This is a genomic window from Bacillus cereus group sp. BfR-BA-01522, from assembly GCF_022662635.1.
Classification (GTDB): Bacteria; Bacillota; Bacilli; order Bacillales; family Bacillaceae_G; genus Bacillus_A; species Bacillus_A cytotoxicus.
Genome location: NZ_JAKUDY010000002.1, coordinates 121,742 through 145,284, shown reverse-complemented (window position 1 = coordinate 145,284; position 23,543 = coordinate 121,742). Strand labels below are relative to the sequence as shown.

The following is a 23,543-nucleotide window of genomic DNA, read 5'->3' as shown; positions in this document are numbered from 1 at the left end:
TACATCTTCTTATGTATATATATTACATAAAAAATCAATTTCACGAAAGATTTTAGAAATATTATTCTAAAAAAAACTACATATTCAAACATTTTCTGACATTTTCTTTGCAATTCTATTACGTTACGACTCTTATATTTCTTTTTCTACAAACTAGATTTATAATAAAAACAATATAAGTTTAAGAAGAAAGGACTGAGAATAAGCATCTTTATGAAAAAAATAGTTTTTATTTCTACCGCTACCGCTATAATCGGCATCACATCCTTCGCTTATTTCAGCTCTCACTCATTCATGCGAAATGAAGTGAAAGCAGTCGATGATCAAAAGCATGTGAAACATTCAAATGAAGAAATTCCTTCCTTTCCAAAAGCAGCTCATACAGCTCAAAAAATAGATGATACTTTTTCTCTCGTTACAAACCCAGATTCACCACTTGTCTTAGTGAATAAACATCGCAAATTACCAGATGGCCATATACCGAAAGATTTAATAAAACCAAATGTTCCCTTTACCTCTCCTAAAGATAAAGAAAAAACATTACTTCGTAAAAATGCTGCCATCGCCCTTGAGAACATGTTCCAAGCTGCAAAAGAAGATGGATTAGAACTAATAGCTGTTTCAGGATATCGCTCTTATAAACGGCAACAATCTTTACATAACACATATATTAAACGCCAAGGAAAGGCTGAAGCTGAAGCTGTTAGCGCAATTCCTGGAACAAGCGAACATCAGACTGGGCTTGCAATGGATATTAGTTCTAAATCAGCAAAATACCAATTAGAACCTATTTTCGGAGATACAAAAGAAGGGAAATGGGTTGCAGCACACGCTCATAAATTCGGCTTTGTCATTCGATACTTAGAAGATAAAACAGATATAACCGGATACGCATATGAGCCATGGCATCTACGCTATGTTGGGAATCCGTATGCTACATACTTATATAAACACCACTTAACATTAGAAGAAGCAATGGATGATAAAAAATAAAGAGAGCGAAATCGCTCTCTTTATTTTTGCAATAATTTTTGCTTCCATTCCTTAAACCATGATTCTCCTTTTCCTGTTTTCTTAGACACTTGTACCATTGCTCCACGGCCCACTAAACAAATTTCTCCAGACTCATTTTTCACCATATAGTGTAAGTCCAATGATGAATTTCCCACTGCTCCAGCTTTTACATATACTTTTAAGTGTTCATCAAAGAAAATTTGCTTCAAAAAATTACACTGAAGATCCGCAACTACAATCATTGTTTCAGATGACTTATGCGTCCACTCTTGCATAAAACCAAGCTCTTTAAAAAATTCAATCCGAGCTTCTTCAAAATACGTAAACGCTACACTGTTATTCATATGGCCAAACATATCGGTTTCACCAAAACGAACTTTCACAGGAATATAAAATGAAAAACCACATTCCCATTTCTCAAAATCTTCGATATACGAAATTTGCTTCATAATCAACTCTCCTTTTTGAATAAACAGAAAATTTTAAAGTCAGTTCAAAAAAGCATCTATATAAATATTGCCTCTTCAAATCGAAGAGGCAATATTTATTAATAGTTATTATCGCTACCAAAGAAATCCTTAAATGATTGAATTGTTGTATCACGGTTTAAAGCTGCAATGGATGTTGTCAACGGAATCCCTTTTGGACATGACTGTACACAATTTTGCGAGTTACCACAGTTAGCAAGTCCACCATCACCCATAATGGCACGTAAGCGATCTGCCTTATGCATTTCACCAGTTGGATGTGCATTGAACAAACGCACTTGTGACAATGGTGCAGGCCCGATAAAATCAGATTTGCTATTTACATTCGGACATGATTCTAAGCAAACTCCACAAGTCATACATTTTGAAAGTTCGTATGCCCATTGGCGTTTTTTCTCTGGCATTCTTGGTCCCGCTCCCAAATCATATGTACCATCAATTGGAATCCAAGCTTTTACCCGTTTTAACGCATGAAACATGCGACTACGATCAACTTGTAAGTCACGTACAACAGGGAATGTCTTCATCGGTTGTAAGCGAACTGGTTGCTCTAATTTATCAATAAGCGCTGTACATGATTGTCGTGGTCTACCATTAATCACCATAGAACAAGCGCCGCACACTTCTTCTAAACAGTTCATATCCCATGCAACTGGAGTCGTGTGATTTCCTTTTGCATCAACTGGGTTACGACGAATTTCCATAAGCGCTGAAATAATGTTCATATTAGGACGATATGGAATTTCAAATTCTTGATCATATGGCTGTGAATTCGGTCCGTCTTGTCGTGTAATGATGAGGCGGATTGTTTTCTCAGGCATGTTGTTTATCCCCCTTCTCTTCACCCTTAGAAGCTACTTCATGTTTTGAAGTGTAATCACGCTTACGCGGTTTGATTAATGAAATATCAACATCTTCATAATGGAATGCTGGTGCATTTCCTTCGCCATCAAATTTCGCCATTGTTGTTTTCAAGAAGTTCACGTCATCACGCTCTGGGAATTCTGGTTTATAATGTGCTCCCCGACTTTCATTACGGTTATATGCCCCAATTGTAATAACACGTGCTAATTGAAGCATATTTGCAAGTTGACGTGTAAATGAAGCACCTTGGTTACTCCATTTTGCTGTATCGTTAATGTTAATGCGTTTATAACGCTCCATTAACTCTTGAATTTTATCATCTGTTTCTAGTAGTTTTTTATTTTCACGAACTACCGTTACATTATCCGTCATCCATTCTCCAAGTTCTTTATGAAGAATGTAAGCATTTTCATTACCATCTAATGATAAAATATTGTTAAATTTCTCTGTTTCGATCAATTCATTTTGTTCATAGACAGCTGATGAAACAGTATCCGATGCTTTTGTTAGACCTTTTATATATTCAATTGCACTTGGACCGGCTACCATACCACCATAAATTGCAGATAGTAAAGAGTTTGCTCCAAGTCGGTTTGCTCCGTGCATAGAATAATCACACTCACCTGCTGCAAACAAACCTGGAATATTGGTCATTTGCTTATAATCTACCCATAATCCACCCATTGAGTAATGAACAGCTGGGAAGATTTTCATCGGTAGTTTACGAGGGTCATCACCTGTAAACTTCTCATAAATTTCAATAATTCCACCAAGTTTAATATCTAGTTCTTTCGGGTCTTTATGAGAAAGATCTAGATATACCATATTTTCACCATTAATACCTAGTTTTTGTTCCACACATACGTCAAAGATTTCACGTGTTGCGATATCACGAGGTACAAGGTTTCCATATGCAGGATATTTCTCTTCTAAGAAATACCACGGTTTACCGTCTTTATATGTCCAAACACGGCCACCTTCACCACGTGCAGATTCACTCATTAAGCGTAATTTATCATCACCAGGAATTGCTGTTGGATGAATTTGAATGAACTCACCATTTGCATAATATGCACCTTGTTGATAAATAACTGATGCTGCTGTACCTGTATTAATAATAGAGTTTGTAGATTTTCCGAAGATGATACCAGGGCCCCCTGTTGCCATAATCACGGCATCAGCTCGGAAACTTTTAATCTCCATAGATTGTAAATCTTGTGCAACGATTCCTCGGCATACACCTTCATCATCAATAACAGCTCGTAAGAAATCCCAACCTTCATATTTCGTTACAAGTCCTGCTACTTCATGACGACGCACTTGTTCATCTAATGCGTACAATAACTGTTGACCAGTCGTTGCACCAGCGAATGCTGTACGATGATGTTGCGTTCCACCGAAACGGCGGAAATCAAGAAGTCCCTCTTCTGTACGGTTGAACATAACACCCATGCGATCCATTAAATGAATAATACCAGGTGCTGCTTCACACATTGCTTTAACTGGTGGTTGATTCGCTAAAAAGTCCCCACCATAAATTGTATCGTCAAAGTGGATCCATGGAGAATCCCCTTCACCTTTCGTATTTACGGCACCGTTAATACCACCTTGGGCACATACAGAATGCGAACGTTTTACTGGTACTAAAGAAAACAATTCCACGTTTACTCCTGCTTCTGCCGCTTTAATCGTTGCCATTAAGCCAGCCAAGCCACCGCCGACTACTATAAGTTTCCCTTTCATGATCTCCCACTCCTTACTGATTTGCTAGCTGCGGATCAACAAACGCTAATAATGCACTCACACCTACATAAGATAAACCTAAGAAAATTGCTAAAGTTACATAAGTAGAGATACGTTGCGAACGTGGTGATACTGTAATTCCCCAGCTAATGCAGAATGTCCATAGCCCATTTGCAAAGTGGAAAATTGTTGATACAACCCCAACTAAATAGAAACCAAACATAACAGGATTTCCTAAAATATTCGCCATCATATCATAGTTCACTTGCTGTCCCATCGCAGCTTGAATACGAGTTTCCCAAACATGCCAGGAGATAAAGATAAGAGTGATAACACCTGAGATTCTTTGGAAAACGAACATCCAGTTGCGGAAATAGCTGTATGATATTGCATTATTCTTAGCTGTAAAAGCAATATATAATCCATATATTGCATGGTACAGTATCGGTAAAAAGATGACAAAAATCTCTAGCGCATACCGGAATGGAAGGAGCTCCATAAAATGAGCAGCTTTGTTAAAAGCCTCTGCTCCTCTTGTTGCAAAATTATTTACTACTAAGTGTTGCGTCAAAAAGACACCAACCGGGATGACTCCCATTAATGAGTGCCACTTACGAAACGTATACTCGCGGCCTTTCATGTCCCCATTACCCCCCTTGAATGTTTGACTGCTGCTTTCAGAATAGTTTATAACAATAATGTTTTTTCACTACTGCTATAAGAAAAACTGAAAAAATTATTCGAAATATTTCAGCATAATTTGATACCAAGTTCATTTTACTCCTATTTTTGTCGAAGCGTCAAGAAAACGTATACATAATTTGCATATAATTTGCCAATTCTTTTTTTCTTCCTATATATTCATATTTTCCCGTAGAAAGTGCTGTTTTTTATAAGCGAGAAATGTTATATAATAATCCCTATAGAAAGAGGGGAATATTGTGAGCAAAAATAAAGTCGATATAGAATCTTTACAGGATATTTCTTTGAACGCATTCGCTTATGAGCTACTTCGCGAGGAATTATTATCTGATTTAATTGGTAAAGAATTAAATGAAATTTTATACTGGGCTGGTAGAAACTTAGCTAGAAAATACCCACTAGAAACAATTGAAGAAATGATTCATTTTTTTGAAAAAGCTGGCTGGGGTACTTTAAGTATCATCGAGCATAAACGACGAGAAATGCATTTTCAGCTAACTGGCCCACTTATCATAGAACGTGAAAAACAAAAACGCCATTCTTCTTATCAATTAGAAGCTGGCTTTATTGCTGAACAAATTCAAAGGCAACGAAATGTTGTTGCCGAATCCTATGAAGAGCAAAAGAAGCGTTCGGATTCTATCACATTCCTTGTAAAATGGGATGTAAAAGACATCATTGAAGTATAATCTCTCTACTAACAGTCAGCTAGACACATATGTTTAGTTGACTGTTTTATATCTTACACGTTATTCACATATTTTAGAATATTGCGTGATTATAACAAAAAACAGAAGACATTGTAAACTACAATGTCTTGTTGTTCGTTAAATAAGAATAAATGGTTTCTGCTACATGTTGCGGTATTCCCGCTTCAACAAATTCCCCTACAGAAGCTTCCTTCATTTTTTTCAAGGAACCAAAATGCTTTAACAATACTTTTTTTCTCTTTTCTCCCACTCCTGGAATTCCATCTAAAGCAGATTGAATAACTGACTTTCCATGCAGCTGCCGATGGAATGTAATCGCAAATCGATGTACCTCATCTTGAATTCGTTGTAATAAATAAAATTCTTGACTATTTCTTTCTAGTATAACAGGATCTGGTGGATCTCCGATGATTAAATGAGATGTTCGGTGCTTCTCATCTTTTACAAGTCCAGCTATCGGAATATATAATCCAAGCTCATTTTCTAAAACATCACTTGCCGCCGCAAGATGCCCTTTCCCGCCATCAATAACAATTAAATCAGGAAGCGGTAATCCTTCTTTTAATGCTCTTGTATAGCGGCGACGCACAACTTCTCGCATCGATTCATAATCATCAGGGCCTTGAACCGTTTTGATTTTATATTTACGATATTCCTTTTTCGCAGGCTTTCCATCAATAAATACAATCATTGCCGATACAGGATTTACTCCTTGAATATTTGAGTTATCAAAGGCCTCAATCCGATACGGTGTGTCAATTCCTAACCGTTCTCCTAAATTTTCAATTGCTTTTACTGTACGCTCTTCATCACGTTCAATTAAATAAAACTTCTCTTCTAAAGCAATTTTCGCATTTTTATTTGCCAGTTCAACAAGTTCTTTTTTCTTCCCACGCTTTGGTTGCGTTACATCCACTTCTAAAAAACGCTCTACTAATTCAGGATCAATACTTCCTGGCACGGCGATTTCTTTCGGTTTAAAATGATTGTTTTGCTCATAAAATTGGCCAATAAATGTTAGGAACCCTTCCTCTGGTTCATCATAAATCGGAAACATAGAAACGTCGCGCTCAATCAACTTCCCTTTTCGAATGAAGAAGACTTGCACGCACATCCACCCTTTATCTACTGCATATCCAAATACATCACGATCTACAATATCATTCATAATCATCTTTTGCTTTTCCATAATTGCATCCATATGAGCAATTTGATCGCGCAGTTCTTTCGCCCGTTCAAATTCCAATTTCTCAGATGCCTCATACATTTTCGCTTCTAATTCTGAACGAATTTCTTTATGCCCACCATTTAAAAATTTTGTAATTTTATCAACGATTTCTTTATTTTGTTCATCTGTTACTTCGTTTACACAAGGCGCTAGACATTGCCCCATATGATAATATAAGCATACTTTGTCCGGCATTTTTGTACATTTACGAAGCGGATACATACGATCTAGTAATTTTTTCGTTTCATGTGCAGACTGTGAGTTTGGATAAGGACCAAAATACTTTCCTTTGTCTTTTTTCACCTTTCGCGTAATTAGCAAACGCGGCTGCTTCTCTCCAGTAATTTTAATAAACGGATATGTTTTATCATCTTTTAATTTCATATTATAGCGCGGATCATACTTTTTAATTAAATTTAATTCTAAAATAAGTGCTTCTAAATTGGAAGAAGTCACAATGTATTCAAAGTCAGCAATCTCTCCAACAAGACGAAGTGTCTTCCCATCATGTGAACCGGTAAAATACGAGCGCACACGATTTTTTAATACTTTCGCCTTTCCGACATATATGACCGTTCCCTGCTTATCCTTCATCAAATAACAACCTGGTTGGTCTGGTAAAATTGCTAACTTCTCTTTTAAATGTTCGTGCACTCTCATACCTCCATTCTCCATATGTATCATCGCTATTTATAAAGAGGAACATCTCTGTCACTCCCCAACATACGTTCTTTCATTGTAACGGAAAATAAGAAAAAAGGAAAATCTCTTCTATTTATAATGTTACATGCAAATGATGCTGAATTTTCCTTCTGCTTGACACACAATGGATTTAAAAAATAATTCACATATAAAGAAAAACTTTAGTGAGTGGATCTTTCTTCCTCCTCCGCTCATTATTAGATGAAGCAATTGAGCTGTAAGGCTTCTCTTTATCTTTACTTCTCTCTAAATCTTGAGATGAGAGTCTTACTGCCCTAAAATAGCGAGATAAAGTAATGAGTATATCAGAAAAAGAAAAAGAAGAAGAAGGAGAATGAAAATAAAAATGGAAAAATAGTTCATGAATGCTCACTATTTTTCCTCTCATAATAGAACTTACTTAGAAAAGGATTGCATATGTGGCTATTTTTATTGTTTAAAAAATTTCCACCCAATAGAAATTGTGGATAACAACAATACAGCTATTTGTCCTCATTGTGGCATGGACTCTATTATAGGAGAAGGGTTTGGTTTTCAAATGACCGAACTTTTTAAAACAAATGAATGGAAAATAGTTTTAATGAAAAGAAAAAAACGCTGCCAACAGGGCAACGCTTTTCTTTTTAGAAGTGTTTAGAAACTAATTCTACTAACGCTTCTTTTGGTTTGTAACCTAATGCTTGATCAACCACTTTACCATCTTTTAAGACGAAAAGAGCTGGAATGCTCATTACTTCGAATTGACGAGCAGTTTCTTGGTTTTCATCAACATCCACTTTTACTACTTTTACTTTATCGCCTAATTCTGCATCAATTTCTTCTAATACAGGAGCGATCATTTTACAAGGTCCACACCATGGTGCCCAAAAATCTAATAATACAACACCTTCGCTTATTTCGGCTGCGAAGCTTTGGTCAGTTGCGTTTACAATTGCCATTTCATTTCCTCCTTCAAGTGTATTCTACCAAGAGTATATCATTATCTTATATACGTGGCGAATATTATGTATCGTTATGTATTGTAACAAAAAAATGTGCCTTTATACTATACAAAAATATAGAAATACATATAAAAAAGTGAGAGACAAGAAATCTCCCACATTTCCTTATATATAAGGGTCATTCACTTGAAACGCAAAGATCATCGAATTAAGAATGTACTTTTAACTTTTTAAACTCCTCTGTTAAAAGTGGTACAACTTCAAATAAGTCACCAACAATGCCATAGTCAGCTACTTTAAAAATACTTGCTTCTGGATCTTTATTAATTGCAACGATTACTTTTGAGTTAGACATACCAGCTAAATGTTGAATCGCACCGGAAATACCACATGCAATGTATAAATCTGGTGTAACAACTTTACCTGTTTGCCCAATTTGCAATGAATAGTCACAATATTCTGCGTCACAAGCTCCACGAGATGCTCCAACAGCCCCTCCTAAAACATCAGCTAATTCTTGTAACGGTTTAAAACCATCTTCACTTTTCACTCCACGTCCACCGGCAACGATTACTTTCGCTTCTGAAAGATCTACACCTGTTGCTGTTTTACGAACAACATCTTGAATAATCGTACGCAAATCTTTTACATCAACTGTAATAGATGATACATCTCCCGTACGCGACTCATCTTTTTCAAGCGGCGTAATATTGTTTGGGCGCACCGTTGCAAACAATATACCATCTGTTACAATTTTCTTCTCAAATGCTTTACCAGAATAAATTGGACGAGTGAATACAACATTACCGCCAGCAATTTCTAAAGCAGTTACATCAGACACAAGTCCTGCTTCTAGTTTTGCAGCTAATTTCGGCGATAAGTCTTTTCCAAGTGCTGTATGTCCAAATACAATCCCCTCTGGTTTTTCTTCATCATGTACAGCTAAAAATGCTTGTGCATAACCATCGGATGTATATGATTTTAATGTATCACTTTCAACTGTCACAACGCGATCTGCACCGTAATGAATCAATTCGCTTGCCAAACTAGCAACACTTTCTCCAATAAGAAGGCCAACTACTTCACCACCTTCTGCAATTGTTTTTGCTGCTGCGATTGCCTCAAATGAAACGTTACGTAGTGATCCATCACGAACCTCACCCATTACTAATACTTTACGAGCCATAGATTTTCCCTCCTGTATATATAATTTCGTATTTTATTAGATTACTTTTGCTTCTGTATGGAGCAATGATACAAGTTCTTTTACTTGATCTTGCAGCTCGCCTTGTAACACTTTACCTGCATCTTTCTTAGGAGGTAAGTAGATTTCAATTGTTTTTGTTTTTGCCTCCACATCTTCTTCTTCTAAATCTAGATCATCTAATTCTATGTCTTCAAGCGGTTTCTTCTTCGCTTTCATAATACCTGGCAGTGATGGATAACGAGGTTCATTCAAACCTTGCTGCGCAGTTACTAAAAGCGGTAACGATGTTTCAATCACTTCAGTATCTCCCTCAACATCGCGCTCAATCTTCACTTTTGTACCATCAATTTCAAGCTTTGTAATTGTCGTTACATATGGCATATTTAGCGCTTCCGCTACACGAGGACCAACTTGTCCAGATGCACCATCAATCGCTACGTTTCCACCTAAAATCAAATCTGCTTCTTTATCTTTTAAATACTCCGCAAGTATTTTTGCTGTTGTAAATTGATCGCCATTTTCCACATCATCTTCAATATTAATTAATACCGCTTTGTCGCAACCCATTGCTAGCGCAGTGCGAAGTTCTTTTTCGCTCTCTTCACCACCAACTGTTACAACTGTAATTTCACCGCCATGTGCATCTCTTACTTGAATGGCTTCTTCAATCGCATATTCATCGTAAGGGTTGATGATGAATTCTGCTTCGCCATCATAAATTGCACCATTCTTAATTACAATTTTCTCTTCTGTATCAAATGTTCGTTTCATGAGTACGTAGATGTTCATTCCATTTACCCCCTTATTTTTTAGAAAGATTTCATCAATTTAAATATTCTGTTAATTTATATTAAAAAAATAATGTACTACCTACCGCTAAATGAAGGCTTGCGTTTTTCTAAAAATGCCGCTACACCTTCTCTTCCATCCTCGCTTGTAAATACTTCTCCAAAGATTTGCGCTTCGTGTTGCACACCCTCATAATATTGAGGTGATTTCGTCGTTTGCAATAACTCTAGCACAGCACGAACTGTTGCAGGACTTTTCCCTGCAATTTGTTTTGCAATTTTCATCGTCTCTTCTAACAAGGATTCTTCAGAAAACACTCCATTTACAAGACCCCATTCTAATGCTTGTGCGCCAGTAATCGGCGTGCTTGTTAACATCATTTCACAAGCTTTTGCTTTTCCAACATAACGAGGTAATCGCTGTGTTCCTGCAAATCCAGGGATTAATCCTAATGTTAACTCAGGTAAACCAAGCTTGGCACTTTCAGTTGCAAAACGCATATGACAAGACATAGCAAATTCAAGACCACCGCCAAGTGCCGCTCCATGAATTGCTGCAATAACTGGTTTTGAACACTTTTCTACGCGCTCAAATGTAACTTGTCCAAGCTGCGCCAGCTCTGTCGCTTGCTTTGCGTCCTCAACAGAAGTAAATTCCTTAATATCTGCCCCTGCAGAAAAGAAGCGACCTTCCCCATGAAGAACAACAACCCGAATATTGTCGTCTTTTTCAACTTGATCAATTAATTCAGTTACGTCATGCATGACTTGCGAAGACATTGCATTAGCTGGTGGATGATTGAACGTTACCACTGCAATATGGTCTTCAACTGTTACAGATAGGAATTTCAACTTGATCCCTCCCATTATTGACGATAGCCACAAGCTAAAACAAGTAGCTCATGTACCGTTTTTGAAAGTGCGACCAAATCATATTTATGATCGCTCATTACCCAATTGGTCACAACCTCATCTACTGTTCCAAAAATCATTTGCCTTGCTACACGAACATTCAAATTCGCTCTAAATTCTCCTTGTCCTATACCTGTTTCTAAAATTTCATCTATGACTTGTAAGTATCCTTTTAGTACTTCATTTATTTTAAGGCGTAGTTCTTGGTTGGATTGTCTAAGCTCTAGTTGTGTAACAATAGCAAGAGAATCATTTTGTGATAACAGCAAGAAGTGCATTTCTACCAACATAAATAACTTCTCTACAGCGCTTTCAATTCCTGCTGTTTTTTGACGAATTGTTTCGATAAATTCTCCCATCTTTTCTTGGAATAGGGAAATTAATATATCTTCTTTGTTTTTAAAATATAAATAAATTGTTCCATCAGCTACGCCAGCTTGCTTTGCAATTTTAGAAACTTGCGCTTGATGGTATCCATTTTCTGCAATCACAATTACTGCAGCATCAATAATTTGATTATATTTTGGTCTATTCTTTTTCACTTTACTGTCCCCTTCAAGAAGATGACTGAATGAGTAGTCATTCATATTTTAATATTACTGACTATTTGAAACATTGTCAATCCTATATTTTCAAAAAGAAAGGGCCTTAGCCCGTTTGTTCATCCTCTTTCTTTTTTTGCTCTTCTTCAATAAGAGCTCGTCGTAAAATCTTACCAACTGTTGTCTTTGGTAATTCACTTCGAAACTCATATACTTTTGGAACCTTATAAGCAGCTAAATATTTACGAGCAAATCGATCCAATTCTTCTTCGGAGCAAACTTCATCTTCTTTTAAGACAATATAAGCCTTTACAGTTTCACCGCGATATGGATCAGGAATTCCGATTACAACCGCTTCTTGTACTTTATCATGTTCATATAATACTTCTTCTACCTCGCGTGGGTACACATTAAAACCACTGGCAACGATCATATCTTTTTTACGATCTTTCACATAAAAAAAACCTTCTTCATCCATATAACCAACATCACCCGTATGCAACCAGCCATCTTGCAACACTGCTGCTGTCTCTTCAGGTTTATTCCAATACCCTTGCATAATTTGAGGCCCTTTGACCACAATCTCACCAATTTCACCTGGTGGCAATACTTCTCCTGTTTCAAGCGATACAATACGGGCATCTGTATCTGGCCACGGAACACCGATACTTCCTGGCACACGTTTTTCCCATAGAAAATTACTATGAGTAACTGGTGATGATTCTGTCAGTCCATATCCTTCTACTAATTTACCACCAGTAATCCTTTCGAACTTCTCCTGTACTTCTACAGGTAATGGAGCAGAACCACTAATACAAGCACGAATAGAAGATATATCATATTCTTTTAGAAGCGGACTATTTAAAAGGGCAATATAAATGGTCGGAGCTCCTGGAAATAGTGTAACTTTATGCTTCTTTATTGCTTCAAAAACCATTTTCATATCAAACTTTGGAATGAGTACCATTTTATACCCTTGCATAATACTTAAATTCATCACAGCAGTCATTCCGTATACATGGAAAAACGGCAGCACACCAAGAACAACTTCCTCCCCCTCTACACAATTATATAACCAATGAATTCCCATTAAAGTGTTCGATACAAGATTTTTATGCGTTAACATAACTCCTTTTGGAAATCCTGTCGTCCCCCCCGTATATTGTAAAAGGGCTAAATCATTTTCAGGATCACAAAGCATATCTACCGCTGTATCACGCTCTTTTTCGACTGAATTCCATAGGTGAATCATATGACTTTCTTCAACTTTTACGATGAGATTTGTTCGCTTTCTTTGAATGAATGGATAAATAAGGTTTTTAGGAAATGGTAAGAAATCAGCAATGCGAGTTACAATAATATGTTCAAGTTTTGTAGTGGATTGAACGCTTGCAACCTTTGGAAATACGAAATCCATACAAAGAATTACTTTCGCTCCAGAATCGTGTAATTGATACTCTAGCTCCCGTTCTGTATAAAGAGGGTTCGTTTGTACAACTATCCCCCCTGCAAGTAGCGTTCCATAATATCCAATGACAGCTTGCGGGCAATTGGGTAACATAATCGCTACTCGATCACCTTTTTTCACTCCCAGTTTCTGAATAAAGTTTGCAAACTGCCTCACCTTGCTATTTAATTCTGAAAAAGTAATATCCTTCCCTAAAAAATGAAGCGCTTTCCTTTCTGGGTATCTTGAAGACATCTGCTCTAAATATACATGAAGAGGCTGCGTATCATAAGCAATTGTATGTGGAATTTCCTCTGGGTAATTCTTTAACCAAGGCTTTTCCATTCCTACTCCTCCTTTCATTTTCGTAACTATAAAATGAATGCCCATTCACGATGATTGTTTTCATTATATTATAGCCATAACTCCGTTACAATCATAATATTCTGACTTTTATGCAACTATTCAATACTTTTCCTCTATGTACTTGTTCCCCTATTCATTTATTACAATAGAGGGAACTTCATTACCTAATATTTCTAATTTCAAATCAACTCAATCTAATAATCGTCAAAACGGCTCCAGGGGTAGTAGTTGATAAAGTTGCAACAGCCAATATTCCAAATAGCTGCAAACTAATCGCGTCACCAGCCGCAAGCGTTGTAATAATTGTCGCGCTAAATGAAGTCGTTGCCACTAGTGGGGAATTAATGGTTCCCGCAAGCGGTGAGCCATTAACAGTAATTCGAGAACTTACTAATAACGAAGCTGTTATATTAATTGTATATGAAATATAGTAGTTCCCTGCACTTGCAACAGTAAATACGGTATTCCCACCAGAAACAGTAATACCTGGACCAATATTTTGATTATTTGGAAGCGGTACATTCGTTCCGCCAAGAAGAACAGATATAGCCCCACCAGATGTATTATTGGCAAAAGCGTACGTTGCCGTTACACTAACACCCGTTGGACCAGTTGGGCCAGTTGCTCCTGTTGCTCCCGTTGAACCGGTCGGGCCGGTTGCTCCTGTTATTCCCGTTGGACCGGTTGCTCCTGTTATTCCCATTGGACCGGTTGCTCCTGTTATTCCCGTTGGACCGGTTGCTCCTGTTATTCCCGTTGGACCGGTTGCTCCTGTTATTCCCGTTGGACCGGTTGGACCAATTTTAGGAACCGTCCCATCGCAGCTAAAACAGCACGAATGAATATATGTTGTTTTATTACAACCACAATTTGTATGAAAATGATTGTACCATTGAGACATGGTGATTCCTTCCTTCATTTTTTATCTTTAACATACACTTTCGTAACCGAATAAAACATTAACTGATTCGGTCTACAACCAATCTTTGATACGCAACACTTTATTCCCCATATCCTAATAGTTATTACATGCAGCAAATTTTATTTTGCTTGTACTTTTGTCTTTTTTTAACGAATTCACTCTTCTTCAACATTGCTTCCTAAATGTATGTACACACTGTAGCAAAGTGACATAAAGTGAACCTTTAATTCGTGGGTTTTTTCTTCATTCCCCACTGATTATGAGCCCTCACCAATCGGGCTTTTACAGGATAAAATAAAAAGAAGGAAAAACGTCTTCTCTCGTGAATTTATCATTTAAATAACCATAGGGGGGGATAACATGTTTCAAACAATTGAGGGCTTTTTAAAAACATGGAAATATGAGGCTGATTCTACACAAAAAGTATTAGAGACATTAACTGATGAATCGTTAACACAAGAAATTACGCCTGATCATTGGACTTTAGGTAGAGTTGCTTGGCATATCGTTACGGCCGTTCCGGTCATTCTATCAGGAACAGGTTTACAGTTTGAAGGGGAGACGAAAGATTATCCTGTACCAACTTCAGCAAAAGCAATTGCGGAGAATTATCGTAAAGTAAATGCATCATTTGTTGAAGCGATTCAAACACAATGGACTGATAAAGATTTAGCTACAATAAATGACTTCTTTGGGCGTCCAATGCCTAATTCTATCTTTTTAATGACTTTAATCAACCACCAAAATCATCATCGTGGTCAAATGACTGTACTTATGCGCCAAGCCGATTTGAAAGTTCCTGGTATTTACGGCCCTGCAAAGGAAGAATGGGCAGCTGCAGGAATGGAAGCTCCCAAAATGTAATAACGGAAAAAGACAAGGGATTGAGAAGAGGGCACTGAAAAACTCCACTTCATAAGAAAGAGGATCCCACCACCTACTATATAAAGGTTATGGGATCCTTTTTAATTTCAACATATTGATAAAATGCGTGTTATTTTCTCAAAGTAACCACTTTTTCAGTGGCCTCGATTGAGAACCTTGTCTTTTTCTGTAACTTGTTTCATGTGAAACTTTACAGCGCATCTTCATTCTCAATATTTCTAATTCCATAATAAGCAATCATAATGCCAATAGCCGCAAGTGCGAATTGAAGCGGAAAAAAGGTTGCTAATGAGAACTCTGGTTGACTTTGACATGCAATCATTACAACAATTAAGGAAGACACAATCGTTGCTGGAACAGAATATTTACGCATACCAAAATACAATGGAATTAAACCTGTTCCTGCAGCTGCAATGGCAAAAGGAATCACTTTTATCCCTTCTTGCATCAACTCCGCTACCGTTATTGTATTCGGAATAACTAGCATATAACGATTCAAAATAAAGAAGACACCTATTACAAAAATATTGGATAATAAAACTGTTACAAACGTTAGCGTTGCCGTGATTAATAGCTTACTAGCAATGATTTTCTTTCGATTAATTGGATACGAAAACATAAGTAATATTGTTTTGTTTTTATATTCTTCAATTACTAGTTTTGCAATTAATACTCCTGCAAAGACAATAAATGTTCCTCGCACCATTGCACTAGCCATTGAAAGCATCATTTGAGAATTTCTTAGTTCTACATCTCCTTCAATTTGTGACACATAGCTTGCAAGAAACAACATCGCAACCATCACTATATTTGCGATGATCGCCCCCTTCACATACCACCCAAGCTTACATTTCTTCATTTCTAGCTTCATAAGTTGCAACATTTTCTTCCCTCCCTGCTTCTATTTTAAAAGCATTCTCATTACAGTTATAATGATATCTACTCCCCCTATCGCCATTAAAAGTAAAAAAGCTTTCTGCTCAGGGCGTCTGTAATATAAAATTCCTCCGATTAAAAGGGCTATAATCCCGCCTATTAGATTAAGTACCAACAAATCCATAATCAGCCCCCTTGCTTCAATTTATTATTCTGAACACATCTCCTATTCCTAGCAAAACAATACTTAAAGTAAACCACTGATTTTCTCATACACTTCTTTTATTTATACAAATCTACTTGTTCAATTTTCCTTATCGCTCTATACGCAATCCTACACAAGCTAGCGCAAGAGGAATCGCGATAATATGAAACAAAGAATATTCACCGTTTATACTTGACGTTACAAGACACATAATGATGATTGCTGATATAAACGTTGTACGAACTGAATAATTCTTCATCCCGAAGTAAACGGGAATTAAGCTAATTCCCGTTACTGCTACTGCGTTTACAAATAGCATAATGGCGTTTTTACTAACAATTGCTGGCGTGAGTGATTCTGTAATAACTGGTTTATATAAATTCAATATATAAAAAAAGGCAAAAAACAATCCCTTCAGAAATGAGAATAAGAAGCAAGGTAACGATCATAATAATACATATTTTAGCCATCCGCATTTTCTTTCGATTAATTGGGTACATAAACATAACCGGCATTGTTTTCGTTTGAAACTCTTGAATAAATTTTGCAATTAAACTCGCGCCAAATATGATATAGATTCCTCTCATAAAAATATCAATGAATCTAAATACTTCATCATAATGTGTAAACTCACCATCAAACATAAGTAATATTACAAGTAGAGAAAAAACACATATCGCAATAAACGCCCCTCTTATAATCGGCCATAACTTAAATTTTATAAGTTCAAATCTCATTAAATGAAGCACGAATCCCCTCTTCATTCACAATATTTAAAAAATATTCTTCTAATGAACTATGTTTTTTGTTTATACTTTCAATTTCCACATCATTCATAATTAACGTTTTAGAAATTTCTTGCTGCATCACGGTCATTTCATACACACGAATCACATTTCCACTCATTATTTTGTAATTCGTTATGTAAAGTTTATTTTCTAACATGTAAGCTGCACGCTTCACATCTGGAACCGAAATTTCAATATACTCCGTTTGTTTTCCATTAATACTCTTCATTGAAACTTCTTTTAGCAATTTTCCATTTTGAATGACCCCAATTGTATCTGCCATTTGCTCCATTTCTCCTAAAATATGACTAGAGACTAATAAAGTAATTCCATATTCTTTACAAAGCATTTTTAATAAGTCGCGTAATTCTCTAATCCCGACTGGATCTAAACCATTGATTGGTTCATCTAAAATTAGTAACTCCGGCTTCGTTAAAATGGCTCTTGCAATTCCTAATCTTTGTTTCATCCCTAATGAAAAGTCTTTTACTTTCTTATTCTCCACGTTTTGTAAATTGACAAGATGTAACGCCTGCTGTATTCCATTCTTATCATAGTAACCCATATATTCACAATGAAGATATAAATTTTCTTGAGCTGTTAATTTTTCATAAAAAATAGGGTACTCGATCATCATTCCCATACGTTTTAACACTTCATATGATGTACCTGTTAACTTCTCGCCAAAAATTTCAATCTCTCCGCTCGTTGGTTTCATTAAATTTGCAATCATTTTCATAATCATTGTTTTACCGGCACCATTTGGTCCTAAAAACCCGTAAATTTCCCCTTTTTTCACATGCATATTTACGTCCGAAATTACTTCTTTTCCTTGAAACACCTTTGTTAACTGATTCGTTCTTAATATATATGTCATTTCATTTTCTCCTTTCTCCTTTATATCTCTAGCATAGACAATGAAGGTCTCTTTTTTCTTACCCCTTCCTTACAAATTCCTTACGCTTAAAAAAGCTTGTAGAATCCTATTTCTACAAGCTAAAAATCGATTTTTCTCAGCATAATCGTAAATACTGTTTTTTCATATGGCTTACTAAAAAGATGAATTTCTCCCCCTAAAGCTTCTACCAGTCGTTTTGTAATTGTGAGTCCAAGACCACTACCTTGATATAGTCGATTCCTTGAATCCTCTAACGTATACATACGCTCAAATACTTTATCAATATGTGATTCATTAATTCCTTTACCGCGATCCCATACATCAACATATACATATCGTTCATCATCGCTTAACGTAATACCAAGTATTTTTCCATCATATCCATACGTAAGGGCATTGGATATTAAATTATTTAACACACGACCTAATACTTCTGTATTCCCAAATGCATACATATTTTTCTCTGGTATATCAATATGTACCTCAAACCCTTTAGTCGTTATCAAATCATAAAACGTTAAAATTTTTTCTCGGCACACTTCATTCATATTCACCTTTGTTATTTCAATTGCTTTATCTCCAGATTCTAATCTCGCCAAATCAAAGAATTTATGAATAAGTTCCATTACTTCTAACGTTTTTACATGTACCTTTTCTAACAGTATGTGTTGTTCTTCTTTATTCATCGTTTTATCTTTATTTAACATTTCCGTATATCCAAGAATAACAGTGAGCGGCGTTTTCAAATCATGAGAAATGTTAGAAAGCATCTTTCTCATCGAAATTTCAACCTTCGCATGATTCGCATTCGTTTTTTGTTTCGCATCTAATAAATGATTAATTGCTACTAATAATTGTTGTAGTTCTTTATCATCCGTTACAACTAATAATTTCTCACCGGTTTGTTGTTTTATAATATTCTCTAATTTTTCATACGTATAACGTATATTCGCACTCTTGCTTTTCCCTATTCTATATTGAAAATAAATGACACCTAATAATATAAAAATAACAATCATGAGCAGAGAAAACATGCTACATCACTTCCAACTTATAGCCAATTCCCCATAATGTTTTAATATATTCTGGATTGGATGGATCTGTTTCAATTTTCTCACGTAATCTTCTCATATGAACGTTAATAACATTATCATCGCCATAGTATTCTTCATTCCAAATGAGATTATATATTTGCGCTTTTGTAAATACACGATTTTGATTCCTTGCGAACAATTTCAAAATTTCGAATTCTTTTAAAGTAAGTTTTAACTGTTTTTCTTTTTTATACACAGTGAAGTTAATCGGATCTATTTTCAAATCACCAATCTCAATCATTTCTTCTTTTTGCTCCGTAGCTGAATACTTTGTAAATCTTCGAATACTTGCCTTTGCTCTCGCTGCCAATTCAATCATAGAGAATGGTTTGCAAATGTAATCATCTGCACCAAGTCCTAGCCCCACCGCCTTATCGATATCTGTATCTTTTGCGGACATCATTAAAATCGGTACAGCGCTTTTTTCGCGAATAATTCTCACAACTTCTAAACCATCTAGCTTTGGCATCATAATATCAAGAATAATCAAGTCAAATGATCCATGAAAAAATTTCGCAACGCCTTCTTCTCCATCAGAAGCAAATGTAACTTGAAATCCTTCTTTTGATAAATATTTCTCGACCATTTCTTGAATCGAAATGTCATCTTCTATTAATAAAATATGACGTGACATGCTCCTATCCCCTTTTTACAAATATTAACAATTTCATTGTATCGTAACTGTTATAAAGTGGAAAGAATTATATGAATGTGCAAACCAACTTCCTTTCCTTCTGTAACAATGATATGATGAAATTTACAGCTCATGTTTGTAATGTACTTTATATAAAGGAGACTCACTATGTCAGAGAATAAAAAAGTAAGCTTGGCGGATTTAATGCGCGGGCAACTTGCGAAGAAAAAGCAAGAAAACAAAGGTGGAGAAAATCTGAAAAATAAAGACCTAGCAACAAAGAAGTTACAAAGTCAACAAACAAAAAAGCCAAATAATCAACGTAGACGTACAGGTGTATAAATGAACGGACAAAAACGAGCGAATATTTCACCTGATCTAGAAGTAGATATTGTTTTAAAGAAAAATCAACGGACTGGTACTCTCACTCGAGGGATTGTAAAAGATATTTTAACAAACGCACCATCTCATCCACACGGGATTAAAGTTCGATTGAAAGACGGACAAGTTGGCCGCGTGCAGCATATTGTGCAATAAAAAAGAAGCTCAATTGTAAATGAGCTTCTTTTTTATTATTATCCTTTAAACTTTTTAATAAAGACTACTTTTAAATAGTTACCTTCTTTAAATTGATCGATTGTACGGAAATCTTCTGGCAAGGAATGTTCTTCTAAAACTTTATACTTACCATTCATCTCTTTAAAAGCTGTATCGATAAAACCTTTAAATTTTTTCATATCAAATGTACTACAGTTTGTAGAAGCAACGATAATCCCGTTGTTTTCTGTAATGGCAATTGTTTCTTTTAATAAGTTTTTATAGTCTTTTGCTGCGCTAAATGTATATTTTTTCGAACGTGCAAAGCTTGGCGGATCTAGTACAACCATATCAAACTTCATCTGCTTCTTTGCTGCGTATTTAAAGTAATGGAATACGTCCTCAACGATAATATCTTGTGTTTCATAGTCAATGTCATTTACGCTAAATTGTTCAATTGTTTTACTTAAACTGCGATTTGCTAAATCGACACTTGTTGTTTTGATTGCTCCTCCAAGGGCCGCGAATACGGAGAAAGCACCTGTATAAGAGAACATATTTAAAACAGTTCTGCCCTTTGCATACGTATCACGAATTTGTTTTCGAACGTTACGCTGATCTAAAAATACGCCTACCATTGCACCATCGTTTAAATACACCGCAAAGTTTACACCGTTCTCTTTGACGAGAAGGGGGAATTCACCACGCTCTCCTACTACAAAGTCGTCTTCTTCAATATATTTTCCTTTTGTATCAAAGCGCTTCTTCTGATAGATTCCTTTGACATTTGCTACCTTTTGAAGAGCTCCAATGATTTCATTTTTAAAGGAATATATCCCTTCGCTATACCAGCTAATCACATAAAACCCAGCATAATAATCAATGATTACACCGCCAAGACCATCACCTTCACCATTTACAACACGGAATGCTGTCGTATCATTTGATTTATAAAAACCTTTTCTCTTATGCAACGCTGATTTTATTTTTCGTTCAAAGAAAGCTTGGTCAATGCGTTCTTTCTCTTTTCTCGTTAAAATCCAACCATACCCTTTATTTTGCTTACCGTAATATCCTTTTCCAAGAAATTGATTTTTCTCATCTAATATATTAAGAATCGTTCCTTCTTCCTGTATGTCATTTACATTTTGAATTGCCTCTTTTAGAATAAGTGGATAGCCACTTTTCAATTGTTTTGTAAATTTTGGTTTTATTTTCACAGCTACTTCAGATCTCATATAATGACTTCCTTTCTACTTAAATGCTTTCTAATGGATTAGGAAGCACGAAAAACGAGGCTGAAAAAAAGCCTCGTTTCACTATACCATATTATCACTTTGTAAGTACAACGAGCTCCTTTTTCAGAATACTCTCGTCGCTTACTCCTCTATCACAACTGCCCTCTTTTGAAACATAGACACAACATATCCGACAAACATACCAATGATTCCTGGAATTAGCCAGCCCATTCCAACGCTATAAAGTGGTATTTTTTCTAAAATAGGTGCAAGTGTTGCAATCTCAATATTCGCATTGTGCAAACCATCGAACAGACTAATTGCAAACGCTCCTATCATCCCTCCTACGTACATCGCTAATGGAATCCGAATATAATTTTCCACAAGAGATAAGATAATCAACACAATCCCAATTGGATACAATGTAATTAAAATTGGTAATGCTAATGCAATGAGCTGTGTTAACCCAAGATTTGCCACCATAAATGCTAATGCACAGAAAATAAAAACGACTGTTTGATAAGGAAATTTTGGTAATAGTTTTGAAAAGAACTCTCCGCACGCTGCAACGATTCCAACAGATGTTGTTAAACATGCTGCTGTGATTGCTACACCTAGTAATAAAGTTCCATATTCACCAAATAAATGATGAACAATATTCGTTAAAATAACACCACCGTTCTCCCCCATTCCAAGAGAAACACTAGACGCTCCTAAATAAGCAAGCGCTAAGTAAATAAGAAATAAGGCAAGCGCAGCAACAATCCCTGCAATAATTGTCACTCGTGCAATCCTTTTCTTATCTGTAACACCTTTTCCTTTTAACGTATTCACAACGACATTTCCAAAAACAAGCGCCGCTAATCCATCTAATGTTAAATATCCATCAATAAATCCTTTGAAAAGTGGGTCTTTATAAGTTTCAGTTGGTGCACGAAACTCTCCAATTGGAGAAATCAATGCTTTCACAACAATAATCACAATAATTGCTAATAAAATTGGTGTTAATACTTTTCCGATGCGTCCCACTAGTTTTGATGGATTCAATGCTAAATAAAATGTAACGGCAAAGAAAATAAATGTAAATATAACAAGTGGATACTGTGCACCAGCTACTTCAGTTGGCAAAAATGGAGCAACTGCCATTTCATAAGCAACTGTGCCTGTACGTGGTACACTTACAAATACACCTAAACATAAATAAATCGCAACAATGAAAACAAGTGCAAATAAAGGATGTACACGACCGGCCAGTTTATTAATATCTCCCTTTAAGGCGATTGCGATGACTCCTAATAACGGAAGTCCCACACCTGTAATGACAAACCCAAATAACGCAATCCATACATTTGTTCCAGCCCCTTGTCCTAATGCTGGTGGAAAAATCATATTTCCTGCACCAAAGAAAAGTGCAAATAACATTAAACTAATTGCAAATATTTCAGATACCTTTAAAGATGACTTCACTTTCATTTACCTCCCTAAATAAACAGAATATTCAGAAACAAAATTCATTACATCCCCTTTTCCATATCGTACTTTCTTTACAAAAGAACGCAAAAAACACCCGTCCCTAACAAAGGGACGAGTGTTGAAATCGTGGTTCCACCCTTATTCTAATAAAATGAATGTATAATAAAAAAATCCATTTTATAGCTCGTGTAAATTGATAACGGTTTTATCCGCCAAGAATTACAATGCACATGCAGTTCACTCTTGAAGTTTAGAGGTGGTAAGTTTATCTTTTCGTATTAGGAAGCTCACAGCCTAAGACCTCCCTCTCTGAGAATCGTAAAAAATAACTCATGTCCT

Annotated in this window: 28 protein-coding genes and 1 other annotated feature (1 of these 29 cut by a window edge); of the genes, 6 read left to right on the top strand and 22 right to left on the bottom strand. The window is 36.0% G+C overall.

Annotation, left to right across the window (positions count from 1 at the left end):
• Window positions 1-213 precede the first annotated feature (213 nt).
• On the top strand, window positions 214-993 hold the full coding sequence (locus tag MR059_RS03440) for a M15 family metallopeptidase (RefSeq protein ID WP_012095673.1): 780 nt from the start codon (window positions 214-216) through the stop codon (window positions 991-993).
• 20 nt (window positions 994-1,013) lie between these two features.
• Here MR059_RS03440 and MR059_RS03435 read toward each other — a convergent pair whose 3' ends face one another.
• The 4 genes from MR059_RS03435 to MR059_RS03420 all read right to left on the bottom strand — a co-directional run bounded on the left by MR059_RS03435 (window position 1,014) and on the right by MR059_RS03420 (window position 4,749).
• Window positions 1,014-1,463 (bottom strand): acyl-CoA thioesterase, encoded by a 450-nt coding sequence (locus MR059_RS03435; RefSeq protein ID WP_012095674.1) that lies wholly within the window; start codon window positions 1,461-1,463, stop codon window positions 1,014-1,016.
• A 98-nt stretch (window positions 1,464-1,561) separates the two neighbouring features.
• Complete coding sequence (gene sdhB, locus MR059_RS03430; protein WP_012095675.1) at window positions 1,562-2,323, bottom strand: succinate dehydrogenase iron-sulfur subunit; 762 nt, start codon at window positions 2,321-2,323, stop codon at window positions 1,562-1,564.
• The gene (gene sdhA / locus MR059_RS03425) at window positions 2,316-4,109 is read right to left on the bottom strand and encodes a succinate dehydrogenase flavoprotein subunit (RefSeq protein WP_012095676.1); all 1,794 of its coding nucleotides are present in this window, start codon (window positions 4,107-4,109) and stop codon (window positions 2,316-2,318) included. Before sdhA ends, sdhB begins: the two co-directional genes overlap by 8 nt.
• Before the next feature lie 13 nt (window positions 4,110-4,122).
• Complete coding sequence (locus MR059_RS03420) at window positions 4,123-4,749, bottom strand: succinate dehydrogenase cytochrome b558 subunit (RefSeq protein WP_012095677.1); 627 nt, start codon at window positions 4,747-4,749, stop codon at window positions 4,123-4,125.
• Between the two features lie 301 nt (window positions 4,750-5,050).
• On the opposite strand from MR059_RS03420, the gene MR059_RS03415 reads away from it, so the two are divergent.
• Window positions 5,051-5,500 (top strand): YslB family protein, encoded by a 450-nt coding sequence (locus MR059_RS03415; protein ID WP_012095678.1) that lies wholly within the window; start codon window positions 5,051-5,053, stop codon window positions 5,498-5,500.
• Between the two features lie 118 nt (window positions 5,501-5,618).
• Here the strand turns inward: MR059_RS03415 and uvrC are convergent, their stop codons facing one another.
• Window positions 5,619-7,403: an excinuclease ABC subunit UvrC gene (gene uvrC, locus MR059_RS03410; RefSeq protein WP_041810057.1), complete on the bottom strand. Its 1,785-nt coding sequence runs from the start codon at window positions 7,401-7,403 to the stop codon at window positions 5,619-5,621.
• A gap of 190 nt (window positions 7,404-7,593) precedes the next feature.
• Entirely contained in the window at window positions 7,594-7,824 is a 231-nt protein-coding gene (locus MR059_RS03405; protein ID WP_140388439.1) for a hypothetical protein, read from the bottom strand.
• Between MR059_RS03405 and MR059_RS03400 the strand changes: the two genes are divergently transcribed.
• Window positions 7,813-8,088 (top strand): hypothetical protein, encoded by a 276-nt coding sequence (locus MR059_RS03400; protein WP_235436503.1) that lies wholly within the window; start codon window positions 7,813-7,815, stop codon window positions 8,086-8,088. The genes MR059_RS03405 and MR059_RS03400 overlap by 12 nt on opposite strands.
• Here MR059_RS03400 and trxA read toward each other — a convergent pair.
• The 7 genes from trxA to MR059_RS03365 all read right to left on the bottom strand — a co-directional run bounded on the left by trxA (window position 8,075) and on the right by MR059_RS03365 (window position 14,555).
• Window positions 8,075-8,389: a thioredoxin gene (trxA, locus tag MR059_RS03395; protein ID WP_012095680.1), complete on the bottom strand. Its 315-nt coding sequence runs from the start codon at window positions 8,387-8,389 to the stop codon at window positions 8,075-8,077. The genes MR059_RS03400 and trxA overlap by 14 nt on opposite strands.
• 211 nt (window positions 8,390-8,600) lie before the next feature.
• A complete protein-coding gene (locus MR059_RS03390; RefSeq protein WP_012095681.1) occupies window positions 8,601-9,578 on the bottom strand; it encodes an electron transfer flavoprotein subunit alpha/FixB family protein in 978 nt (325 codons plus the stop codon).
• A gap of 36 nt (window positions 9,579-9,614) precedes the next feature.
• Entirely contained in the window at window positions 9,615-10,388 is a 774-nt protein-coding gene (gene etfB / locus MR059_RS03385; RefSeq protein WP_012095682.1) for an electron transfer flavoprotein subunit beta, read from the bottom strand.
• Between the two features lie 77 nt (window positions 10,389-10,465).
• The gene (locus MR059_RS03380) at window positions 10,466-11,254 is read right to left on the bottom strand and encodes an enoyl-CoA hydratase (RefSeq protein ID WP_081428404.1); all 789 of its coding nucleotides are present in this window, start codon (window positions 11,252-11,254) and stop codon (window positions 10,466-10,468) included.
• Window positions 11,254-11,841 (bottom strand): TetR/AcrR family transcriptional regulator, encoded by a 588-nt coding sequence (locus MR059_RS03375; RefSeq protein WP_012095684.1) that lies wholly within the window; start codon window positions 11,839-11,841, stop codon window positions 11,254-11,256. Before MR059_RS03375 ends, MR059_RS03380 begins: the two co-directional genes overlap by 1 nt.
• Before the next feature lie 106 nt (window positions 11,842-11,947).
• The gene (locus tag MR059_RS03370; RefSeq protein ID WP_012095685.1) at window positions 11,948-13,633 is read right to left on the bottom strand and encodes a long-chain-fatty-acid--CoA ligase; all 1,686 of its coding nucleotides are present in this window, start codon (window positions 13,631-13,633) and stop codon (window positions 11,948-11,950) included.
• 205 nt (window positions 13,634-13,838) lie between these two features.
• Complete coding sequence (locus MR059_RS03365; protein ID WP_242161529.1) at window positions 13,839-14,555, bottom strand: BclA C-terminal domain-containing protein; 717 nt, start codon at window positions 14,553-14,555, stop codon at window positions 13,839-13,841.
• A gap of 381 nt (window positions 14,556-14,936) precedes the next feature.
• On the opposite strand from MR059_RS03365, the gene MR059_RS03360 reads away from it, so the two are divergent.
• Window positions 14,937-15,440 carry a DinB family protein gene (locus MR059_RS03360; protein WP_012095687.1) on the top strand — a complete coding sequence of 168 codons (504 nt, stop codon included), beginning with the start codon at window positions 14,937-14,939 and terminating at the stop codon, window positions 15,438-15,440.
• A gap of 211 nt (window positions 15,441-15,651) precedes the next feature.
• Here the strand turns inward: MR059_RS03360 and MR059_RS03355 are convergent, their stop codons facing one another.
• The 7 genes from MR059_RS03355 to MR059_RS03325 all read right to left on the bottom strand — a co-directional run bounded on the left by MR059_RS03355 (window position 15,652) and on the right by MR059_RS03325 (window position 19,956).
• Window positions 15,652-16,344 carry an ABC transporter permease gene (locus tag MR059_RS03355; RefSeq protein ID WP_012095688.1) on the bottom strand — a complete coding sequence of 231 codons (693 nt, stop codon included), beginning with the start codon at window positions 16,342-16,344 and terminating at the stop codon, window positions 15,652-15,654.
• A gap of 18 nt (window positions 16,345-16,362) precedes the next feature.
• Entirely contained in the window at window positions 16,363-16,521 is a 159-nt protein-coding gene (locus MR059_RS03350; RefSeq protein ID WP_094396565.1) for a hypothetical protein, read from the bottom strand.
• 130 nt (window positions 16,522-16,651) lie between these two features.
• On the bottom strand, window positions 16,652-16,951 hold the full coding sequence (locus tag MR059_RS03345) for a hypothetical protein (RefSeq protein WP_235436500.1): 300 nt from the start codon (window positions 16,949-16,951) through the stop codon (window positions 16,652-16,654).
• Window positions 16,914-17,279, bottom strand: coding sequence for an ABC transporter permease (locus MR059_RS03340; RefSeq protein ID WP_237701337.1), 366 nt, complete (start codon window positions 17,277-17,279; stop codon window positions 16,914-16,916). Before MR059_RS03340 ends, MR059_RS03345 begins: the two co-directional genes overlap by 38 nt.
• Window positions 17,269-18,207 (bottom strand): ABC transporter ATP-binding protein, encoded by a 939-nt coding sequence (locus MR059_RS03335; RefSeq protein WP_012095689.1) that lies wholly within the window; start codon window positions 18,205-18,207, stop codon window positions 17,269-17,271. The genes MR059_RS03340 and MR059_RS03335 overlap by 11 nt, the downstream gene beginning before the upstream one ends.
• Window positions 18,208-18,326: 119 nt before the next feature.
• Complete coding sequence (locus tag MR059_RS03330) at window positions 18,327-19,262, bottom strand: HAMP domain-containing histidine kinase (RefSeq protein ID WP_012095690.1); 936 nt, start codon at window positions 19,260-19,262, stop codon at window positions 18,327-18,329.
• 1 nt (window position 19,263) lies between these two features.
• A complete protein-coding gene (locus MR059_RS03325) occupies window positions 19,264-19,956 on the bottom strand; it encodes a response regulator transcription factor (RefSeq protein ID WP_012095691.1) in 693 nt (230 codons plus the stop codon).
• Between the two features lie 168 nt (window positions 19,957-20,124).
• On the opposite strand from MR059_RS03325, the gene MR059_RS03320 reads away from it, so the two are divergent.
• Complete coding sequence (locus tag MR059_RS03320; RefSeq protein ID WP_012095692.1) at window positions 20,125-20,298, top strand: hypothetical protein; 174 nt, start codon at window positions 20,125-20,127, stop codon at window positions 20,296-20,298.
• Entirely contained in the window at window positions 20,299-20,493 is a 195-nt protein-coding gene (locus MR059_RS03315) for a YwbE family protein (RefSeq protein ID WP_012095693.1), read from the top strand.
• A gap of 38 nt (window positions 20,494-20,531) precedes the next feature.
• Here the strand turns inward: MR059_RS03315 and MR059_RS03310 are convergent, their stop codons facing one another.
• Entirely contained in the window at window positions 20,532-21,731 is a 1,200-nt protein-coding gene (locus MR059_RS03310; protein ID WP_012095694.1) for a class I SAM-dependent rRNA methyltransferase, read from the bottom strand.
• A gap of 141 nt (window positions 21,732-21,872) precedes the next feature.
• Window positions 21,873-23,198: a branched-chain amino acid transport system II carrier protein BrnQ6 gene (brnQ6, locus tag MR059_RS03305; protein WP_041810571.1), complete on the bottom strand. Its 1,326-nt coding sequence runs from the start codon at window positions 23,196-23,198 to the stop codon at window positions 21,873-21,875.
• Window positions 23,199-23,308: 110 nt separating this feature from the next.
• Window positions 23,309-23,543 (bottom strand) — a binding site (T-box leader); it runs 15 nt beyond the window's last position.

What these genes read in the sequence shown, in the direction of transcription:
- MR059_RS03355 (WP_012095688.1), bottom strand. Translation starts at nt 16,344, where the DNA reads ATGTTGCAACTTATGAAGCTAGAAATGAAGAAATGTAAGCTTGGGTGG.
- MR059_RS03310 (WP_012095694.1), bottom strand. Translation starts at nt 21,731, where the DNA reads ATGAGATCTGAAGTAGCTGTGAAAATAAAACCAAAATTTACAAAACAA.
- MR059_RS03390 (WP_012095681.1), bottom strand. Translation starts at nt 9,578, where the DNA reads ATGGCTCGTAAAGTATTAGTAATGGGTGAGGTTCGTGATGGATCACTA.
- sdhA (WP_012095676.1), bottom strand. Translation starts at nt 4,109, where the DNA reads ATGAAAGGGAAACTTATAGTAGTCGGCGGTGGCTTGGCTGGCTTAATG.
- MR059_RS03320 (WP_012095692.1), top strand. Translation starts at nt 20,125, where the DNA reads ATGTCAGAGAATAAAAAAGTAAGCTTGGCGGATTTAATGCGCGGGCAA.
- MR059_RS03335 (WP_012095689.1), bottom strand. Translation starts at nt 18,207, where the DNA reads ATGACATATATATTAAGAACGAATCAGTTAACAAAGGTGTTTCAAGGA.
- trxA (WP_012095680.1), bottom strand. Translation starts at nt 8,389, where the DNA reads ATGGCAATTGTAAACGCAACTGACCAAAGCTTCGCAGCCGAAATAAGC.
- MR059_RS03380 (WP_081428404.1), bottom strand. Translation starts at nt 11,254, where the DNA reads ATGGGAGGGATCAAGTTGAAATTCCTATCTGTAACAGTTGAAGACCAT.
- MR059_RS03435 (WP_012095674.1), bottom strand. Translation starts at nt 1,463, where the DNA reads ATGAAGCAAATTTCGTATATCGAAGATTTTGAGAAATGGGAATGTGGT.
- sdhB (WP_012095675.1), bottom strand. Translation starts at nt 2,323, where the DNA reads ATGCCTGAGAAAACAATCCGCCTCATCATTACACGACAAGACGGACCG.
- MR059_RS03420 (WP_012095677.1), bottom strand. Translation starts at nt 4,749, where the DNA reads ATGAAAGGCCGCGAGTATACGTTTCGTAAGTGGCACTCATTAATGGGA.
- MR059_RS03325 (WP_012095691.1), bottom strand. Translation starts at nt 19,956, where the DNA reads ATGTCACGTCATATTTTATTAATAGAAGATGACATTTCGATTCAAGAA.
- MR059_RS03360 (WP_012095687.1), top strand. Translation starts at nt 14,937, where the DNA reads ATGTTTCAAACAATTGAGGGCTTTTTAAAAACATGGAAATATGAGGCT.
- MR059_RS03315 (WP_012095693.1), top strand. Translation starts at nt 20,299, where the DNA reads ATGAACGGACAAAAACGAGCGAATATTTCACCTGATCTAGAAGTAGAT.
- MR059_RS03370 (WP_012095685.1), bottom strand. Translation starts at nt 13,633, where the DNA reads ATGGAAAAGCCTTGGTTAAAGAATTACCCAGAGGAAATTCCACATACA.
- MR059_RS03400 (WP_235436503.1), top strand. Translation starts at nt 7,813, where the DNA reads ATGAATGCTCACTATTTTTCCTCTCATAATAGAACTTACTTAGAAAAG.
- MR059_RS03440 (WP_012095673.1), top strand. Translation starts at nt 214, where the DNA reads ATGAAAAAAATAGTTTTTATTTCTACCGCTACCGCTATAATCGGCATC.
- MR059_RS03330 (WP_012095690.1), bottom strand. Translation starts at nt 19,262, where the DNA reads ATGTTTTCTCTGCTCATGATTGTTATTTTTATATTATTAGGTGTCATT.
- MR059_RS03340 (WP_237701337.1), bottom strand. Translation starts at nt 17,279, where the DNA reads ATGAGATTTGAACTTATAAAATTTAAGTTATGGCCGATTATAAGAGGG.
- MR059_RS03350 (WP_094396565.1), bottom strand. Translation starts at nt 16,521, where the DNA reads ATGGATTTGTTGGTACTTAATCTAATAGGCGGGATTATAGCCCTTTTA.
- MR059_RS03365 (WP_242161529.1), bottom strand. Translation starts at nt 14,555, where the DNA reads ATGTCTCAATGGTACAATCATTTTCATACAAATTGTGGTTGTAATAAA.
- etfB (WP_012095682.1), bottom strand. Translation starts at nt 10,388, where the DNA reads ATGAACATCTACGTACTCATGAAACGAACATTTGATACAGAAGAGAAA.